Annotated in this window: 14 protein-coding genes; 11 read left to right on the forward strand and 3 right to left on the reverse strand. The window is 62.4% G+C overall.

The annotated features are described in order from the left end of the window. On the reverse strand, positions 1–200 hold a 200-nt coding region (locus WBH99_RS00630), incomplete at its 3' end, for a hypothetical protein (RefSeq protein ID WP_424218164.1). Positions 201–211: 11 nt separating this feature from the next. On the opposite strand from WBH99_RS00630, the gene WBH99_RS00635 reads away from it, so the two are divergent. Further along, entirely contained in the window at positions 212–784 is a 573-nt protein-coding gene (locus tag WBH99_RS00635; protein WP_424218165.1) for a transposase, read from the forward strand. Positions 785–864: 80 nt separating this feature from the next. Next, positions 865–3,090: a RelA/SpoT family protein gene (locus WBH99_RS00640; RefSeq protein ID WP_424218166.1), complete on the forward strand. Its 2,226-nt coding sequence runs from the start codon at positions 865–867 to the stop codon at positions 3,088–3,090. Between the two features lie 91 nt (positions 3,091–3,181). Here WBH99_RS00640 and ppk1 read toward each other — a convergent pair whose 3' ends face one another. Further along, complete coding sequence (ppk1, locus tag WBH99_RS00645) at positions 3,182–5,260, reverse strand: polyphosphate kinase 1 (RefSeq protein ID WP_424218167.1); 2,079 nt, start codon at positions 5,258–5,260, stop codon at positions 3,182–3,184. A 153-nt stretch (positions 5,261–5,413) separates the two neighbouring features. On the opposite strand from ppk1, the gene WBH99_RS00650 reads away from it, so the two are divergent. The 8 genes from WBH99_RS00650 to WBH99_RS00685 all read left to right on the forward strand — a co-directional run bounded on the left by WBH99_RS00650 (position 5,414) and on the right by WBH99_RS00685 (position 14,389). After that, the gene (locus WBH99_RS00650; RefSeq protein WP_424218168.1) at positions 5,414–6,916 is read left to right on the forward strand and encodes an exopolyphosphatase; all 1,503 of its coding nucleotides are present in this window, start codon (positions 5,414–5,416) and stop codon (positions 6,914–6,916) included. A gap of 4 nt (positions 6,917–6,920) precedes the next feature. Next, entirely contained in the window at positions 6,921–8,018 is a 1,098-nt protein-coding gene (locus WBH99_RS00655; protein ID WP_424218169.1) for an MlaE family ABC transporter permease, read from the forward strand. Positions 8,019–8,021: 3 nt separating this feature from the next. Next, positions 8,022–8,765, forward strand: a complete 744-nt coding sequence (locus WBH99_RS00660; RefSeq protein ID WP_424218171.1) for an ABC transporter ATP-binding protein — start codon at positions 8,022–8,024, stop codon at positions 8,763–8,765. A 24-nt stretch (positions 8,766–8,789) separates the two neighbouring features. Next, positions 8,790–9,695: an MlaD family protein gene (locus WBH99_RS00665; RefSeq protein ID WP_424218172.1), complete on the forward strand. Its 906-nt coding sequence runs from the start codon at positions 8,790–8,792 to the stop codon at positions 9,693–9,695. Between the two features lie 10 nt (positions 9,696–9,705). Then, positions 9,706–10,305: an ABC-type transport auxiliary lipoprotein family protein gene (locus tag WBH99_RS00670; RefSeq protein WP_424218173.1), complete on the forward strand. Its 600-nt coding sequence runs from the start codon at positions 9,706–9,708 to the stop codon at positions 10,303–10,305. 6 nt (positions 10,306–10,311) lie between these two features. Further along, entirely contained in the window at positions 10,312–10,977 is a 666-nt protein-coding gene (locus tag WBH99_RS00675; protein ID WP_424218174.1) for an energy-coupling factor ABC transporter permease, read from the forward strand. Between the two features lie 40 nt (positions 10,978–11,017). Beyond that, a complete protein-coding gene (locus WBH99_RS00680; RefSeq protein ID WP_424218175.1) occupies positions 11,018–12,973 on the forward strand; it encodes a type IV pilus assembly protein FimV in 1,956 nt (651 codons plus the stop codon). A gap of 63 nt (positions 12,974–13,036) precedes the next feature. Beyond that, the gene (locus WBH99_RS00685; RefSeq protein WP_424218176.1) at positions 13,037–14,389 is read left to right on the forward strand and encodes a deoxyguanosinetriphosphate triphosphohydrolase; all 1,353 of its coding nucleotides are present in this window, start codon (positions 13,037–13,039) and stop codon (positions 14,387–14,389) included. Positions 14,390–14,486: 97 nt separating this feature from the next. Here WBH99_RS00685 and WBH99_RS00690 read toward each other — a convergent pair whose 3' ends face one another. After that, positions 14,487–15,323, reverse strand: coding sequence for an HDOD domain-containing protein (locus tag WBH99_RS00690; protein ID WP_424218177.1), 837 nt, complete (start codon positions 15,321–15,323; stop codon positions 14,487–14,489). A gap of 187 nt (positions 15,324–15,510) precedes the next feature. Here WBH99_RS00690 and WBH99_RS00695 point away from each other — a divergent pair, with 187 nt between their 5' ends. Continuing rightward, entirely contained in the window at positions 15,511–15,759 is a 249-nt protein-coding gene (locus WBH99_RS00695; RefSeq protein ID WP_424218178.1) for a hypothetical protein, read from the forward strand. The last annotated feature ends 30 nt before the right edge of the window (positions 15,760–15,789 follow it).

Below are 15,789 nucleotides of genomic sequence, written 5' to 3' on the forward strand. Positions count from 1 at the left end.
GCCTGACCTCGTGGGGCACCCGCGAGCAGGTATTCAAGGACCTGCCCCTGCACGGCAAGCGCGTGGGCATCGGCATCGACACCAAGCGGCTGCGCTGCCAGGCCTGCGGCAAGACCTTCTCGCAGGCACTGCCGCTGCTGGCCGGGAACCGGATGATCGTGGACATGCTCCCCGACCGGAACAAGGACACGGTGGGACACGGTGGGACACGGTGGCGAAGTACCTGTTCAAGATGCCGAACCGGGACAAGGTGCCGTACGTGGCAATGGCCATGTGGACGCCCTACCGCGATGCGGTGAGCGCGGTGCTGCCGGACGCCACCATCGTCATCGACAAGTTCCACGTCGTCAGAATGGCGAACGACGCGATGGAGAAGGCCCGCAAAGGACTGCGGGCCGAACTGACGCTGAAACAAAAGCGCGGCCTGATGCACGACCGCTTCGTCCTCTTGAAGCGCGAGCGCGACCTGAGCGACGAGGAACGCCTGAACCTCGATGGCTGGACGAAGCACTATCCAGCCTCTGGGAGAGGCGTACCGGCTCAAGGAAGCCTTCTACGCCCTCTACGAGGCGGGGGAGCTTTGATCCTGCTTCAACACGCTGTTACGAATAGCCCAAATTTTCATATGCTGAAAAAGATCAATGTCGAGCACCTCCGGGTTGGCATGCACCTGGAGCAATTCTGCGGTTCCTGGATGGATCATCCCTTCTGGCGCAACCGTTTCGTCATCACTGATCCCCAGGATCTGCTGCGCATCCGGGCAAATGGGGCATCGAGGATGTAGACCGTTTCTGGGTCGGGGATAGCCAACCTCCGGTCTGAGGCTGTCAGCCTGGAGCAAGCTGCCGCGCTTATAATCGCGCCATGGTTTCCGTCGTTCACTCCGTCGCCGCTCAGAGCGATTATCAGCACTCCCTGCAAACCTTGTCCGATGGACTGACGGCCGAAGAGGCCGGACGGCTTGCGGCTGCCCTGGATTTTGCCCGGGAAGTGTATGGGGATGCATCCCTGGGCAGCGGCGAAGGCATCTGGTCCCATGCCCTTGGCATGGCCCTGATCGTGGCCGGTCTGCGTCTCGATGCGGATTCCCGCCTGGCCGCCCTGCTGTTTGCCGTACCCGCCTACGATGCGCATGGCAGCCAGCACATCAGCAACCGTTTTGGCCAAGATGTGGCCTCGCTGGTCCAGGGGATTTCCCGCCTCAACCGCTTGCGTCCGATCACCCGGGGCTTCATGGCGGGCAGCAGTGAAGCCGGCAACAGCAATTCCCAGGAAACCCGCGCCCAGGTGGAAGTGCTGCGCAAGATGCTGCTGGCGATGGTGGAGGATATCCGCGTCGTTTTGCTGCGCCTCGCTTCCCGCACCCAGACCCTGCGTTATTACGCGGCCAATCCCGATGAGCTGCGGGTCCAGGTGGCCAGGGAAACCCTGGAGCTGTATTCCCCCTTGGCCAACCGGCTGGGGGTCTGGGAGCTGAAGTGGGAGCTGGAGGACCTTTCTTTCCGCTTCCTGCACCCGGAGACCTACAAGAAAATTGCCAGGATGCTCGATGAGAAGCGCCTCGAGCGGGAACAGTTCATCGCCGATGCCATCGAGCGGGTCAAGAGCGAGCTGGCCGGCCTGGGCATTGCCGCCGAGGTCTATGGCCGCCCCAAGCACATCTACAGCATCTGGAACAAGATGCGCAAAAAGGGGGTGGAATTTTCCGAGGTGTACGATATCCGCGCCCTGCGGGTCATCGTCGATGGGGTGAAGGATTGCTACACCACCCTGGGCATCGTGCACAACATCTGGACGCCCATCCCCAAGGAATTCGACGACTACATCTCCAATCCCAAGGGCAACTACTACCGCTCCTTGCACACGGCGGTGCGTTGTCCGGATGGGCGATCCCTGGAGGTGCAGATCCGCACCTGGGACATGCACCACCATGCGGAACTGGGGGTGGCAGCCCACTGGCGCTACAAGGAAGGCAGCAAGAGTGGCGGCGAGGACCGCTACGACGAGAAGATCGCCTGGTTGCGCCAGATCCTGACCTGGAAGGACGAGGTGGCCGACAGCTCCGACTGGGTACGGTATTACAAGCAGGCCGCCCTGGATGAAACCATTTACATCATGACCCCCCAGGGCAAGGTGGTGGATCTGCCTCGGGGCGCCACGGCGCTGGATTTTGCCTACCGGGTGCATACGGACCTGGGCCATCGCTGCCGGGGCGCCAAGGTCGACGGCTTGCTGGCGCCGCTGAACACGGCGCTGAAGACCGGTCAGCGGGTGGAAATCATCACGGCCAAACAGGGCGGTCCTTCCCGGGACTGGCTCAACCCGGCCCAAGGCTACATCCATACCAAGGGGGCCCGGACCAAGGTGCGGCAGTGGTTTGCCAGCCTGGCCCTGGAAGAAACCCTGGCCGATGGCCGCGCCATCGTCGCCAAGGAGGTGCAGCGCCTGGGGCAGGGCGGGGTGAATCTCGAGGACCTGGCTCATCGTCTGGGCTTTACCAAGGCCGATGAACTGTTCATTGCCGCAGCCCGCAACGAGCTCAACCTGCGCCAGTTGCAGTCCGTGGCCCGGGGGGATGCGGCCAGCCAGGCCGGGACGGATGACGGCGATCAGTCGCCCATTGCCCTGCGCCGACCGGCGGAGGAGCCTCAGGGCATCCTCATCGTCGGGGTGGACAAACTGCTCACCCAGCTCGCCCGCTGCTGCAAGCCGACCCCCCCGGACCCCATCGAAGGCTTTGTGACCCGGGGCAAGGGAATTTCCATCCATCGGGTGGATTGCCCCAACTTTCAGCACCTGGCGGCCCTGCACCCGGAGCGGGTGATTGAAACCGACTGGGGTGGGGCCGAGGCCAAGGGGATTTTTGCCTCCGATATCGTGGTGGACGCCCACGACCGTCAGGGCCTGCTGCGGGATATTTCCGAAATCTTCGCCAAGGAAAAGATCAATGTGATCGGGGTCAATACCCAGTCCAGACAGGGCAAGGCCCGCATGGGCTTCACTGTGGAAGTGCATAACCTGCAGCAACTCAAGCGCATTCTGGGCCTGATCCACGAAGTGGAAGGGGTGGTGGCCGCCCGCCGGGGTTGAGGCCTTCTGCAAAAGCGCCAAAGCCCCCGTCCGCTGACTGGGGCTTCGGGGACTCGCTCCGGCGGGGGGCCAGGTGCGATTCAGTGCCGAATCAGTGTCCCAGGGAGGCCATCAGTTCTGCCTGGGCGTTTCTGGGTTTGGAGCGGCTGTTGCGCTTGCGGCTGTAACTGCCGTCGCTGGACATTTCCCAGGCCAGCTGGTTGTCGGCCAGGTAGTGGCGCAGCCCTTCGAGCATGACCCGTTTTTTCAGCCGCAGGTCGAGGATGGGGAAAGCCAGTTCGATGCGCCGGAAGAAGTTGCGATCCATCCAGTCGGCGCTGGAGAGGTAGAGTTTTTCTTCACCATCGGCAAAGAAGTAGAACACCCGGTGGTGTTCCAGGAAGCGGCCGATGATGGAGCGCACCCGGATGTTGTCGGAGAGGCCGGGCACGCCCGGGCGCAGGGCGCAGACGCCGCGTACGATCAGGTCGATCTGGACCCCGGCCTGGGAAGCCTCATAGAGAGCGTTGATGGTTTCCGGTTCGAGCAGGGCATTCATCTTCGCCACGATCGTGGCCTTCTTGCCGGCCCGGGCGTTTTCCGCCTCGGCCTGGATGCAGGTGACGATGTTGGACTGCAGGGTGAAGGGGGCCTGCCACAGGTGCTTCAGGGTGCGGGCCTTGCCCAGGCCGGTGAGCTGTTTGAACACTTCGGAGACGTCCTGGCAGACTTCTTCATTGGCGGTGAGGAGGCCGAAGTCCGAGTACAGGCGGGCGGTGCGCGGGTGGTAATTGCCGGTGCCCAGATGCACATAGCGGCGCAGCTGGCCTTCTTCCCGGCGCACGATCAAAAGCGCCTTGGCGTGCACCTTGTAGCCCACCACGCCATAGACCACGTGGGCCCCCACTTCTTCGAGCTTGGTGGCCCAGCCGATGTTGGCCTCCTCGTCGAAACGGGCCATCAGCTCCACCACCACGGTCACTTCCTTGCCGTTCTGGGCGGCGCGGATCAGCGACTGCATCAGCACCGAGTCGGTGCCGGTGCGGTACACCGTCATCTTGATGGCCGCCACCTGGGGATCGGTGGCGGCCTGCTGCAAGAGGTCGATGACCGGGGAGAAGGACTGGTAGGGGTGGTGCAGCAGGATGTCCCCCTGGCGGATGGTGGCGAAGATGTTGGGGTTCTTGTCCAGCCCCTTGGGCAGGCCGGGCGAGTAGGGGGGATACTTCAGGTCGGGGCGGTCCACCCAGTCCGGCGTCTGCATCAGGCGCACCAGGTTGACCGGGCCCTGGACCCGGTACAGGTCGGCTTCGGTGAGGTTGAACTGGGAAAGCAGGAAGGCGGTCATCACCGGCGAGCAGTTGTCCGCCACTTCGAGGCGCACCGCGTCGCCAAAGTGGCGGTGTGGCAGTTCGCCCTGGAGCTTGGTGCGCAGGTTGGTGATTTCTTCCTCATCCACGAACAGATCCGAATTGCGGGTGACCCGGAACTGGTAGCAGCCTAGCACCGTCATGCCCGAGAACAGCTCGCCGACGAACTCGTGCAGGATCGAGGACAGGAACACGAAGCCGTAGGGGCAGCCCGCCAGTTCCGGCGGCAGCTGCACCACCCGGGGCAGCATCCGGGGGGCCTGGACGATGGCGGCGCCGGAACTGCGGCCGAAGGCGTCCTTCCCCTGCAGTTCCACGGCGAAGTTGAGGCTCTTGTTGAGCACCCTGGGGAAAGGGTGGGAGGGGTCGAGCCCGATGGGAGTGAGGACCGGGATCACCTCGCGGATGAAATAGTCCCTGATCCAGGCCCGCTGTTCCTCGTTCCAGACGGCGCGGCGGATGAAATGCACACCTTCGGCGGCGAGCTGGGGGGTGACTTCCTGATTGAAGATCTGGTACTGCTCGCCAACCAGGGCGTGCGCCTCGGCGCTCACCAGCCGGAATACCTCATGCGCGGTCTTGCCGTCGGTGGTGAGGGTGGAGGCATTGGCCCGGATCTGCTCCTTGAGGCCGGCGACGCGGATCTCGAAAAATTCGTCCATATTGCTGGATACGATGCAAAGAAAGCGTAGCCGCTCCAGCAGCGGGGTGCGTTCGTCCCGGGCCTGGGCCATGACCCGGCGGTTGAAGGCCAGAAGGCCCAATTCCCGGTTCAGATAGTGATCGGCAGGAAACTGGCGTTGGTGGGCGGGGCGGTTCATGTTGGGGGGTCCTCTGGAGACTTCAGGTAAGGAGTTGCGTCTAAGCCTGTCATTTTTTTACAGTTACATTAAGGGAATATTACCGGGGAAGAGAAAGAAAGCCCAGGAAATGGCAGTGGTAGAATCGCTCTTCCCAATTCAAGCCGGAATTTGATGGAATACGAAACCATTGCCGCAGTGGATCTTGGCTCCAACAGCTTTCGCCTCCAGGTGGGGCGGGTGGTGGAGAATCAGATTTATCCCCTGGATTCCGTCAAGGAAACCGTGCGTCTGGCCAGCGGCCTGACTCCTGAAAAGATGCTGGACGAGCCTTCCCAGACCCGTGGCCTGGAAGCCCTGCGCCGTTTCGGTGAGCGGCTGCGGGGTCTCGGGGAGGGGGCTGTACGGGCCGTGGCCACCAATACCCTGCGCGTAGCCAAGAATGCGCGGGAGTTCCTGGTCCTGGGGGAGGCCGCCCTGGGTTTTCCCATCGAAGTGATCGCCGGCCGGGAAGAGGCGCGCCTGATCTATATCGGCGCCGTTCACTCCCTGCCCCTGGCGCCTCACAAGCGCCTGGTGGTGGATATCGGCGGCGGTTCCACGGAATTCATCATCGGCAGGAAGTCCGACCCGATGCTGACCGAGTCCCTCTACATGGGCTGTGTCAGCTATACCTTGCGCTACTTTTCCGATGGCCGGGTGGACAAGCGCCGCATGCGGGAAGCCCAGGTGGCGGCCGCCAAGGAAATCGAACTGATCGCCCACGACTACCTGCAGCTGGGCTGGAAGGAAGCAGTGGGGTCTTCCGGCACGGCCAGGGCCATTGCCGACCTGCTGGAACTCAATGATCTGAATCCCGGCGGTGTCACCGGCATTACCCGGGAAGGGCTGGAAAAACTGGTCACCCTGCTGGTCAAGGCAGGCTCCATCCATGCCTTCAATGCGCCGGGGATGCGGCCGGACCGGCTGCCGGTGTTGCCCGGCGGGCTGGCGATTCTCTGCGCCGTGTTCGAGGAACTCGGCATCGAGCGCATGAATTACGCCGATGGCGCCCTGCGCCTGGGGGTCCTGTACGACCTCCTGGGCCGCTTCCATCAGCACGACATGCGGGATACCACGGTCGAACAGTTCATGCGCCGCTATCAGGTGGAAAAGGGCCAGGCAGAACGGGTCCGCAAGACGGCCCTGGCGATTCTCGAACAACTGGCGGGGCCTGAGAATGACGAGCAGGAACAGCAGTTCCTGAGCTGGGCGGCCGTACTCCATGAGATCGGCATTTCCGTGGCCCACAACGGCTACCACAAGCACGGGGCCTACATTCTCACCTTTGCCGACATGCCCGGCTTTTCCAACAAGGATCAGGCGCGCCTGGCCACCCTGGTGCTCGGACATCGGGGCAAGCTGGAAAAACTGGCGGCCCTGCCCCCGGGCGACCCGGGCTGGCGCCTGATCTTCAGCTTGCGTCTGGCCGTGCTGCTGCACCGGACCCGGGATGACCGGGAACTGCCGGCCTATGCCGTGAATGATGCGGCGGATGGTTTTCTGCTGGAATTGCCGGCCCGCTGGCTGGAAGACAATCCCTGGACGGCGGCGGCCCTCAATGAGGAAATCATGGTCTGGCGCCGGGTCGGGATGCAGCTGAAGATCAAGACCCTCGGCGCGGCACGGGGGCATTGAGGACATGAACGCCCCGATCCTGGTTCAGGACGCCAATGGCGTCAGCCTGGCAGGGGAGTGGACCCTGAGGTCCCTGATGGGGGCGGAAGCCGGGCTGCGGGGGCGCCTGGAAAGCCTGGAGCAGCAGGAAAACTGGAATCTGGGCGCCGTGAGCCGTCTCGATAGTGCCGCGGCGGTACTGATCTGGCGTGTCTGGGGGCAGCACTGGCCGGCGCATCTGGAAGTTGGCGATACGGTGCGTTCCACCCTGGAGCGGGTGGCAAGCCTGCCCCGGAAGAAGGTGACGCTGCCCAGCTATCATCAGTCTTTCCTGCTGGGATTGGGGCGACTGGTACTGGCCGTGCTGCACAATCTCGTGGGGGTCATCGAACTGTATGGCCGCCTGGTGCTGGATCTGCTCTTCCTGTGCCGCCATCCCCGGGACATTCCCTGGAAGGAATTTTCCGCCAACATCTACAAATCCGGGGCCCAGGCCTTGTCCGTGTCGGCCCTGGTGGGCTTTCTCATCGGCATCACCATCAGCTATCTCTCGGCCCTGCAACTGAAGGCCTACGGGGCCGACCTGTTCATCGTGAATATTTTGGGGATCAGCATCATCCGGGAACTGGGACCGGTGCTGGTGGCGGTACTGGTGGCCGGACGCTCGGGGTCAGCCATGACCGCCCAGATCGGGGTGATGCGGGTGACGGAGGAAATCGACGCGCTGATGACCCTGGGGGTGTCGCGCACCATCCGGGTGGTGCTGCCCAAGGTGGCTGCCTTGACCGTATCCATGCCCCTGCTGGTCCTCTGGTCCTCGGCCTCGGCCTTGCTGGGCGGGGCCGTGGCGGCCTATCTGCAACTGGATTTTTCCTTCTACTATTTTTTCTCCATGCTGCCCAAGGCGGTGCCCATCGCCAATCTCTGGATCGGCTTGGCCAAAGGATCGGTGTTTGGTTTCCTGATTGCACTGCTGGCCTGCCACTTTGGCCTGCATGTGCGCCCCAATACCGAGAGCTTGTCCATGCGCACGACGGCTTCGGTGGTGACGGCGATTACCCTGGTGATCATCGTGGATGCCATTTTTGCCATCTTCACCCGCAACATCGGGATGCCGAGCTGAAGCATGGGGACACCGGTCATCGACATGCAGGGCATCTGGAGCCAGTACCGGGACGTGGTGATCCACAAGGATTTGTCGTTCCGGGTCGAGGCGGGGCAGGTGATTGCCCTGGTGGGGGGGTCGGGCAGCGGCAAGACCACCTTGCTGCGGGAGATACTCGGCCTGCTGAAACCGGTCCGGGGGCAGGTGCGTCTGTTCGGGACCGACCTTCATGACCCCGACCCCATCCAGCAAAGGGATGTACGCCGGCGCCTGGGCATGCTATTTCAGCAGGGTGCCCTGTTTTCCGCCCTCTCGGTTTATGACAACATTGCCTTTCCCCTGCGGGAACTGCGTTTTCTCGATGAGGACTGGATTTACGAACTGGTGCTGCTCAAGCTGGCCATGGTGGAACTGGAACCCGAGGATGCCGGCCTGATGCCGGCCGAGCTGTCCGGCGGCATGGTGAAGCGGGTCGCCCTGGCCCGGGCCCTGTCCCTGGAGCCCGAACTGCTCTTGCTCGATGAACCGACCGCAGGCCTTGACCCGGTGCGTAGCCAGAATTTCGTGGCCCTGATCCGCAACCTGCAGAAGTCCCTGGGCTTTACCGTGGTGCTGGTGACGCACGATATTGACACCATCTACGGCCTGAATAGCCATGTGGCGGTGCTGGCTGAGCAGCGTATCCTGGTTCAGGGCCCCCTGGACGAGGTGGTGCAGGTGGACCACCCCGTCATCCGCCAGTTTTTTGGCGATCATCGTTCCTGATCCGACAAAGAGAGCCAACCTTTCATGGAAAATCGTTCGCATGCCTTGATAGCCGGCTTGTTCACCCTGACGCTCGGGGTGGCCCTCCTGCTCTCCCTCTACCTTTTCAGCGACCGCCGGGAAGACACCCGGCAGATCCTGGTGGTGACCAAGCAGAATGTGACGGGCCTCAATCCCCAGGCTCAGGTGCGCTATCGGGGGATCCGGGTGGGCAAGGTCCTGGATATTCGTCTTGATCCCGCCGATGTGAGCAATATCCTGATCCTGATTGAAGTGGAACAACGGCTTCCCCTGACCCGGGGCACCACGGCCCAGCTTTCCTATCAAGGGGTGACGGGCATTGCCCATGTGCTGCTGGAGGATTCCGGCACTGAGCATGAAGCCCTGGAAGGAAAACTTCCCCGGATTGAAATGAGACCTTCGCTCATGGATCATCTGGAGGATGCTTTGCCGGCGGTCCTGCAACAGGCCCGTGGATTCCTCCAGAATGCCAACCAGCTGCTTGGCAGCCAGAACCAGCAGAATTTTGGCAAAATCCTGGCCAATCTCGAATCGGCCAGCGCTCAGATGAATGCTACCCTGGGGCAAATGCAGAAACTCATCTCCGATGAAAATGTGGCCAGTATTTCGGCGGCCGCCCGCGAATCCGCCCCCCTGATGAGTGAAACCCGGAAACTGGTGGAACGGCTCCAGGGGGTGTCCACCCGGATCGAAGGCGTCCTGGGTGAGCCATCTGTATCCCGCAGCGGCCATAATCTGCTCCCCAGGATCAACGAAATGACCGTGGCGCTGACGGCCACCTCGCGACAATTGAATCGTGTCCTGCAACTCCTGGAAGAGGCGCCGCAAAGCCTGGTGTTCGGCTCGCCTCCTGGCACACCGGGGCCTGGAGAGTCCGGTTTCGTTCCTCCTGCCAATCCGCGTCCCTGAGGTGATAGCCGTGCGTCTCGTGTCCTGTTTCATGCTTTGTCTTGGTCTGGCGGCCTGCGGCACGCCCGGGGCCTATCGTAATGGCAGCGGACCTGCCGCCCAGTTTGATCTGGGGCCGCCTGCCGCCGCCATGCCGGCAGAAGCGAGGCCCTGGAGCTTTTTCGTGACCGCTACCGGACAGTTCGAGGATCGGGCCATGCGTTATCGCCTCCTGTATGCCGATGCAGCCAGGGTCATGGAATATGGCCAATCGCGCTGGAGCAGTGGCCTGAGCGAATTATTGCAGCGGCGCCTGGAAAGCCGTTTGTTCTGGCCGGAGGCCGGGCCCGTCAGCCGGTGCATCACCCGTCTGGAGTTGCAGCGTTTCGAGCAGGTGTTCGAGACGCCACACTCCAGTTCCGGGGTGGTGGTCATGCGGGCTGTATTGAGCCAGCGGGGAGGAGGGGTGGTTGACGAGCGGGTGCTGACCCGGCAGGTGCCTGCGCCCACGCTGGATGCCGCAGGAGGGGTGCATGCCCTGGCGGCGGCCGTGGATGGCCTGGCCGAGCAGTTGCTCGCCTGGCAGCAGCAGGGCAGGGTAAATGGCAGCCACCGGATTTGCTGGGAGTAAGTCAGCGTGAACCTGCCCGGGCAATTGCTGGGGGATTTCTGGTACTGGCTGGCCTGGGGGCTCTGGCTGCCGCTGATGGGGCTTGCCTTGCGCCTGGCGCCCTGGAGGCGCTTCAAGAACGGTAATTTCCTGAATGTCTGGCTGGGCATGATCGTGGTCCTGATCCTGATCTGGAGCATGAAGGCGGGCATCAAGCCCGGTCTGGATCTGCATTTGACCGGCATCATGCTGTTTTACCTGCTCTTCGATCTGCCCCTGGCCTTCATCGGCCTCAATCTTGTGCTGCTGGGCATTACCCTGAACGGAAGCATGGATTGCATCGCTTTTGCCCTGAATGGCCTGATCATGGCCGGCCTGGGGTCGGGTTTCAGTTTTCTGATCCGGCGCGGGGTCGATTATTGCGTTCCCCGGCATTTTTTCGTTTTTGTCTTTCTCAAGGGGTTTTTCGGTGCGGCGCTGGTGGTGATGGGCATCGGTCTGACTTTCAGCCTGCTCTATGGCGTCAACGCCATCTACAGCTGGGACTATCTGCTGGAGGAATATCTGCCCTATTACCTGCTCCTGGGTTTTTCAGAGGCCTGGATTTCGGGTATGGTGCTAACCCTGATGCTGGTTTATCGCCCGGAATGGGTCTCCAGCTTTGACGGGTCGATTGATTTGGGCGACAAATAAATACCGGGTTCTTTTGCTTTTCTACACGCCACTGAATTTCATGAGTTTCAAAACCAGGTTTCCCTTGTTATCCCTGTCGGTGCTGAGGGCCTGTTCCGGCCAGGCCCTGGCCTTTGGATTTGGGGAAATCCAGACGAATTCCCGTCTGGGGGAAAGACTGCAGGCAGACATAACCCTGCATCTGCAAAAAGGTGAGCACGTTGCCGCGAATTGTTTCCGGCTCCTCAAGCCGGGTAGCGGCGAACTCCCCTGGTTGACAGCGGGCAGTTTTTCCTTGCATGACAAGGTGCTGTCACTCAAAAGTGATCGCCCCGTGACCGAACCGATCCTGGTGGTGGCGCTGGAAATGACCTGCGGCCACGATTTGCAGCGGGAATATACCCTGATGCTATCGCCGCCGCTGCAGGGGCCACAGCTGACGCCGCGCGAAGCCGTGGCAAGCTCCGGGAACGAGCGACCAGGCTCCGGGAACGGGCGACGCATCCGGGCCGGGGAAACGCCGGCCAGTGTGGCGGCTGAGTTATACCCCGATAGCCGCGCCGATCAGCGGCGCTTCATCCAGGCCCTGATCCGCAATAACCGGAATCTGGGATTGAAGCATTCCCGCGGAAAGCATCAGGCGTTACCGGAGGGCGAGATGCTGATCATTCCCGATCTGCCGCCGGCGCCCTTGCCGCGTCCCCGCACCGAAATGCCGCGGCGCGAAGCGCCTGACCTGCCGCGTCCCCCGCTCGCTGAACCGTCCGGCCTGCCGCTCGGGCAGCCGTTACTCGGGGATCGGCTGGTGTTGAGTGATGGGGGCGTGGTGGATGAGGCGCCGCTGCGTCTTGCTGCGGAACTAGGCGTGATCCCCACTGAAAACGTAACGGAAGAACTGCTGCTGCAGCGCAAAATCCTGCGGCTCGAATACCGGATGCTGGCCTTTCAGGAAACACGGGACGAGACCGCGCATCTCCCTGCCGCTGACCGGCTCAAGGCCCTTGAAGCCGTGCTGGGTGAGCAGCAGCTTCCTGGCGCATCAAGTCAGGGAGCGGCTGTGCCGGCGGCAGCAGAAGTCGTGCCAAAGCCAGCCCTGCCGCAGGCCAGGCCGGTTCGCGTAACCTCTGCGGATGGCGGCAACTGGGGCTGGTGGCTGGGAGGTGCGGCCAGTGTGCTGGCGGTCGGTGCGCTGGCCTGGCGTACATGGCGACGGCGCCAGAAAACCCGCGACGATGAACGCCAGGATGATCTCCACTTTTCTCTTTCGCGCCTCGAATCCACCCATCCCGTCATCGATCCTCTGGATGCGTTTGAAGTCCCGCTCAACCCGCGTCGTGCGGCGGCAATGCCCTCTGCAGCAACGCAAGCCATGCACAGTGTGTTCGATGATCTGCCCCAGGAGACTGGCGCAGTCACCCAGAACAAGGGGCCTGAGTCCCGTCTCGATGCCTCTGGCGGTGAAGCCTTCACCTACAATCCGGTCATGGAACTGGCGGATGTCATGCTCGCCTTCGGCCGGGTCAAGGGGGCAGCCCAGGCCCTGCAGGAATATGTCGACCAGAATCCCAAAGAGGCCCTGCAACCCTGGGTCAAGTTGCTGGAGGTGTATCGTCTGGCGGACATGAAGGATGAATTCGAAAGACTGGCGCGAAGTCTGAACGAGAACTTCAATGTCGAACTGCTGCACTGGTCCGACATGCCAAAGGCCGATGATCCAGCCGCAGCAGACTTTGTCCTGGAACTGGTGCCTCAGGGAGCAGATACCGCCGTAGCGGCAGCGCGGCCCCAGTCAATCGAGGCCATCCCCCACATCTGCGAGCGTATCCAGTCGATGTGGGGGACGAGCCAGTGTTTCGACTACATCCAGAGCTTGCTGCGCGACAATCGTGGCGGTTCGCGCCAGGGCTTTCCGCTGGCCGTCGTTGATGAATTGCTGTTGCTCTCCGAACTGTTGCGTCTTGAGGAGCACTCAGTTTCCTTGGCGCCGGACATTGATCCGAGTGCCAATCCTCTGTAACGCCGGAGTTGGCATGCGGCCCGCCTCCCGGCCATCACCTGCCTGCGGGCACCCTGGCAAATCATGAACAAGGACCTGTATCAGCGTTGGGAAAAACTGCTTTCGGCCGAACGCCTGGGGGCGGGGTCGGCGCCCAGTGCGCGGGAACGCACGGTTTTCCAGCAGGACTATGACCGGATCGTATTCACCTCGGCGTTTCGTCGCCTGAAGGACAAGACCCAGGTATTTCCCCTGTCCAGGAGTGACTATGTGCGGACTCGCCTGACCCACAGCCTGGAGGCCAGTTGCGTGGGCCGCTCGCTGGGCACGGTCATCGGCCGGGAAATCATCGAGCGGCATGGCCTGAAACGGGTCGATGCCGCCGATTTCGGGGCCATCGTGGCGGCGGCCTGCCTGGCGCACGACATTGGCAATCCTCCCTTCGGACACGCCGGTGAAGACGCCATCCGCGAGTGGTTCAAGCGATCGGGTCTGCTGGATGCCTATGATTTCAGCCCTGCCCAGCGGGCCGATTTCGAGCGTTACGAAGGCAATGCCCAGGGCTTCCGGATTCTCACCCGCCTGCAAAGTCCCGCCAATCCGGGCCTGCAACTCACTAGTGCGGTGCTCGCCACGTTTACCAAGTATCCCCGCGGTTCCTGGTGCGCCCAGGACTTGCCGGGTAACAGCGGCAAGAAATTTGGCTATTTCCAGGAAGACGCACCCGCCTTCCAGCAGGTGGCCCAGGCGACCGGATTGGTCGAGCGGCTTCCAGGTCAGGCCTGGTATCGCCATCCCCTGGCTTTTCTGGTGGAGGTGGCGGATGACACCTGCTACCTGATCGTGGATCTGGAAGATGCCTCCCGTCTTGGCTTCGTCCGCCACGAAGATGCAGAACTGCTGTTGGCCGACCTGGCGGGCAACAATGTCAATGATGGCAAGCTGGCGCGCATGTCCGAACCCAAGGAACGCATCGAGTACCTGCGTGCCAAGGCCATTGGCCGCTTGCTGGAAGGCGCCGCTGCGGTTTTTCTGGAACATGAAGCCGCGATCTTGTCGGGTGAATTTGACCGCGAGCTGCTGGAAGCTTCTCCGGTGGCAACCCCCCTGCAGGCCGTGAAGCGGGTGGCTCTGGAACATATTTACCTGGCCCGTCCGGCCCTGGAGATTGAAACCGCGGGTTTCGAAGTGCTGGGGGGGCTGTTATCCCTGTTTGCCGCGGCGGTGGAAGCCGGGGCCGGCATGCGGCGCAAGACCACCCGGGAGAAGATGTTGCTCAAGCTGTTGCCGGCCCAGTTTCTGGGGCCCGGCGGGCAGCCGGACCCGGACCCTTACCTGCGCCTGTTGCGGGTGGCCGATTTCGTCACGGGGATGACCGACTCCTACGCCGTGGACCTGTATCGCAAACTGAAGGGCATTGATCTACCCAGGGAATGATGGGCATGAAACGCCTCGTTTTGACCTGGGCCCTGTTGCCCGGCGGTCCGACGTAGGCTTGCCCGCCGCCATCCTCGCGTTTCGGCGTGACTGATGGCTAAAACCTGAGGGCGGCGATCAAGGATTCCACCTCGGCCGCGGATTCTTCCAGGATGCTGACCAGGGTGTCTTCGCCGATGACGGCGTCAATGCGGCCCCGCGGGTCTTCCCGGGTCTGGCTGGGGGAGTGGCGCAAGGGAGATTCCACCGGGGCCAGGTCATCGGCCAGCAGCAGGGTGTCGCCCAGGGTGACGGGGGGCAGGGCCATGAAGCCCAGCAGCAGGGTATCCACGGCTTCCATGACGGGCTCGGGCACCTCGAGGGCCTTGAGGACGGCCTGGCTGATTTCCTTTTCGCCTTCTTCCACCCAGTCGGCCGGTTCGCCTTCGAGGATGCCTGGGTAGTCCTTGGCCAGGGAGATCAGGTAGAAGCCGCCCACTTCATGGACGACGCCGGCGAACAGTGCGGTTTCCGGGTCCAGGTGGCTGACCCGGCGGGCGATGATGCTGGAGAGGGCGGCCACATGGGCGGTGTGCTCCCAGAGGTCGGCGGCGTATTTCTTCAAGGCTGGGTCGGTGGGAGTTCCGGCCATCTGCCGGGTCACCAGGGCGGTGGCCAGGGTGCGCAGGGTGCGAAAGCCCAGGCGGGCGACGGCTGTGCGCACGTCGGTGATTTTCCGTCCGGAGCGGTTGTAGGTGACGGAGTTGGCGATGGCGACCACCCGGGCGGCCAGCAAGGGCTCGGTCTGCACCAGCTTGGCGGCTCGATCCAGGGGGCAGTCCGGATCATCCATCGCCCGTTGAATTTTCAGGGCGACCTCGGCGCTGGTGGGAAAGGCAAGCTCTCCCTTGGCGGCTTTGGCGGCAATTTGCTTGAAAGCTTCGCGGCGGTTCATCTATCTTGTTCCCCGATTGACTCAGCGGGCATTGTAGGGGCTTCCGGGGGCATTTGGGGGGCGGACCGGCTTTCTGCCTGAAAACTGACTTTAGGAAAAACCTGCGAGGTGAACGGGAGGTCCAGGGCAGTTCAAGTTTTTTGCCCTGGGGCCGATAGAGCAAGGGCAAAAGAACTGAAATGAAAAGGTGAACATCATGTCCCGGGAATTGCAACTCGTCTGGAACAACCCTTCTCCTCCCCTGCATTTCAAGAGCGACGTCAGAATGCTGCGGCGTTTGGCCAGTACCTTGGTGGGTACGGTGCGTCAGGGACATATCGACAGCGCCCGGATGATGGCTTCCGTCTATCATCTTTCGCCTCTGGCGGTGTCGGTGGTGGCGACGGAAATGTTCCGTTCCGGGATCAGCGAGGATGAAATCCTGCGGGTGGTGTGACGGGGACTCAATGAAATGCAAACGGCCCGG

Source organism: Azovibrio sp., from assembly GCF_049658005.1.
In the GTDB taxonomy this organism is placed as follows: Bacteria; Pseudomonadota; Gammaproteobacteria; order Burkholderiales; family Rhodocyclaceae; genus Azovibrio.

Coding starts and splice junctions, on each gene's coding strand:
- WBH99_RS00640 (WP_424218166.1), top strand. CDS start 865: ATGGTTTCCGTCGTTCACTCCGTCGCCGCTCAGAGCGATTATCAGCAC.
- ppk1 (WP_424218167.1), bottom strand. CDS start 5,260: ATGAACCGCCCCGCCCACCAACGCCAGTTTCCTGCCGATCACTATCTG.
- WBH99_RS00650 (WP_424218168.1), top strand. CDS start 5,414: ATGGAATACGAAACCATTGCCGCAGTGGATCTTGGCTCCAACAGCTTT.
- WBH99_RS00655 (WP_424218169.1), top strand. CDS start 6,921: ATGAACGCCCCGATCCTGGTTCAGGACGCCAATGGCGTCAGCCTGGCA.
- WBH99_RS00660 (WP_424218171.1), top strand. CDS start 8,022: ATGGGGACACCGGTCATCGACATGCAGGGCATCTGGAGCCAGTACCGG.
- WBH99_RS00665 (WP_424218172.1), top strand. CDS start 8,790: ATGGAAAATCGTTCGCATGCCTTGATAGCCGGCTTGTTCACCCTGACG.
- WBH99_RS00680 (WP_424218175.1), top strand. CDS start 11,018: ATGAGTTTCAAAACCAGGTTTCCCTTGTTATCCCTGTCGGTGCTGAGG.
- WBH99_RS00685 (WP_424218176.1), top strand. CDS start 13,037: ATGAACAAGGACCTGTATCAGCGTTGGGAAAAACTGCTTTCGGCCGAA.
- WBH99_RS00690 (WP_424218177.1), bottom strand. CDS start 15,323: ATGAACCGCCGCGAAGCTTTCAAGCAAATTGCCGCCAAAGCCGCCAAG.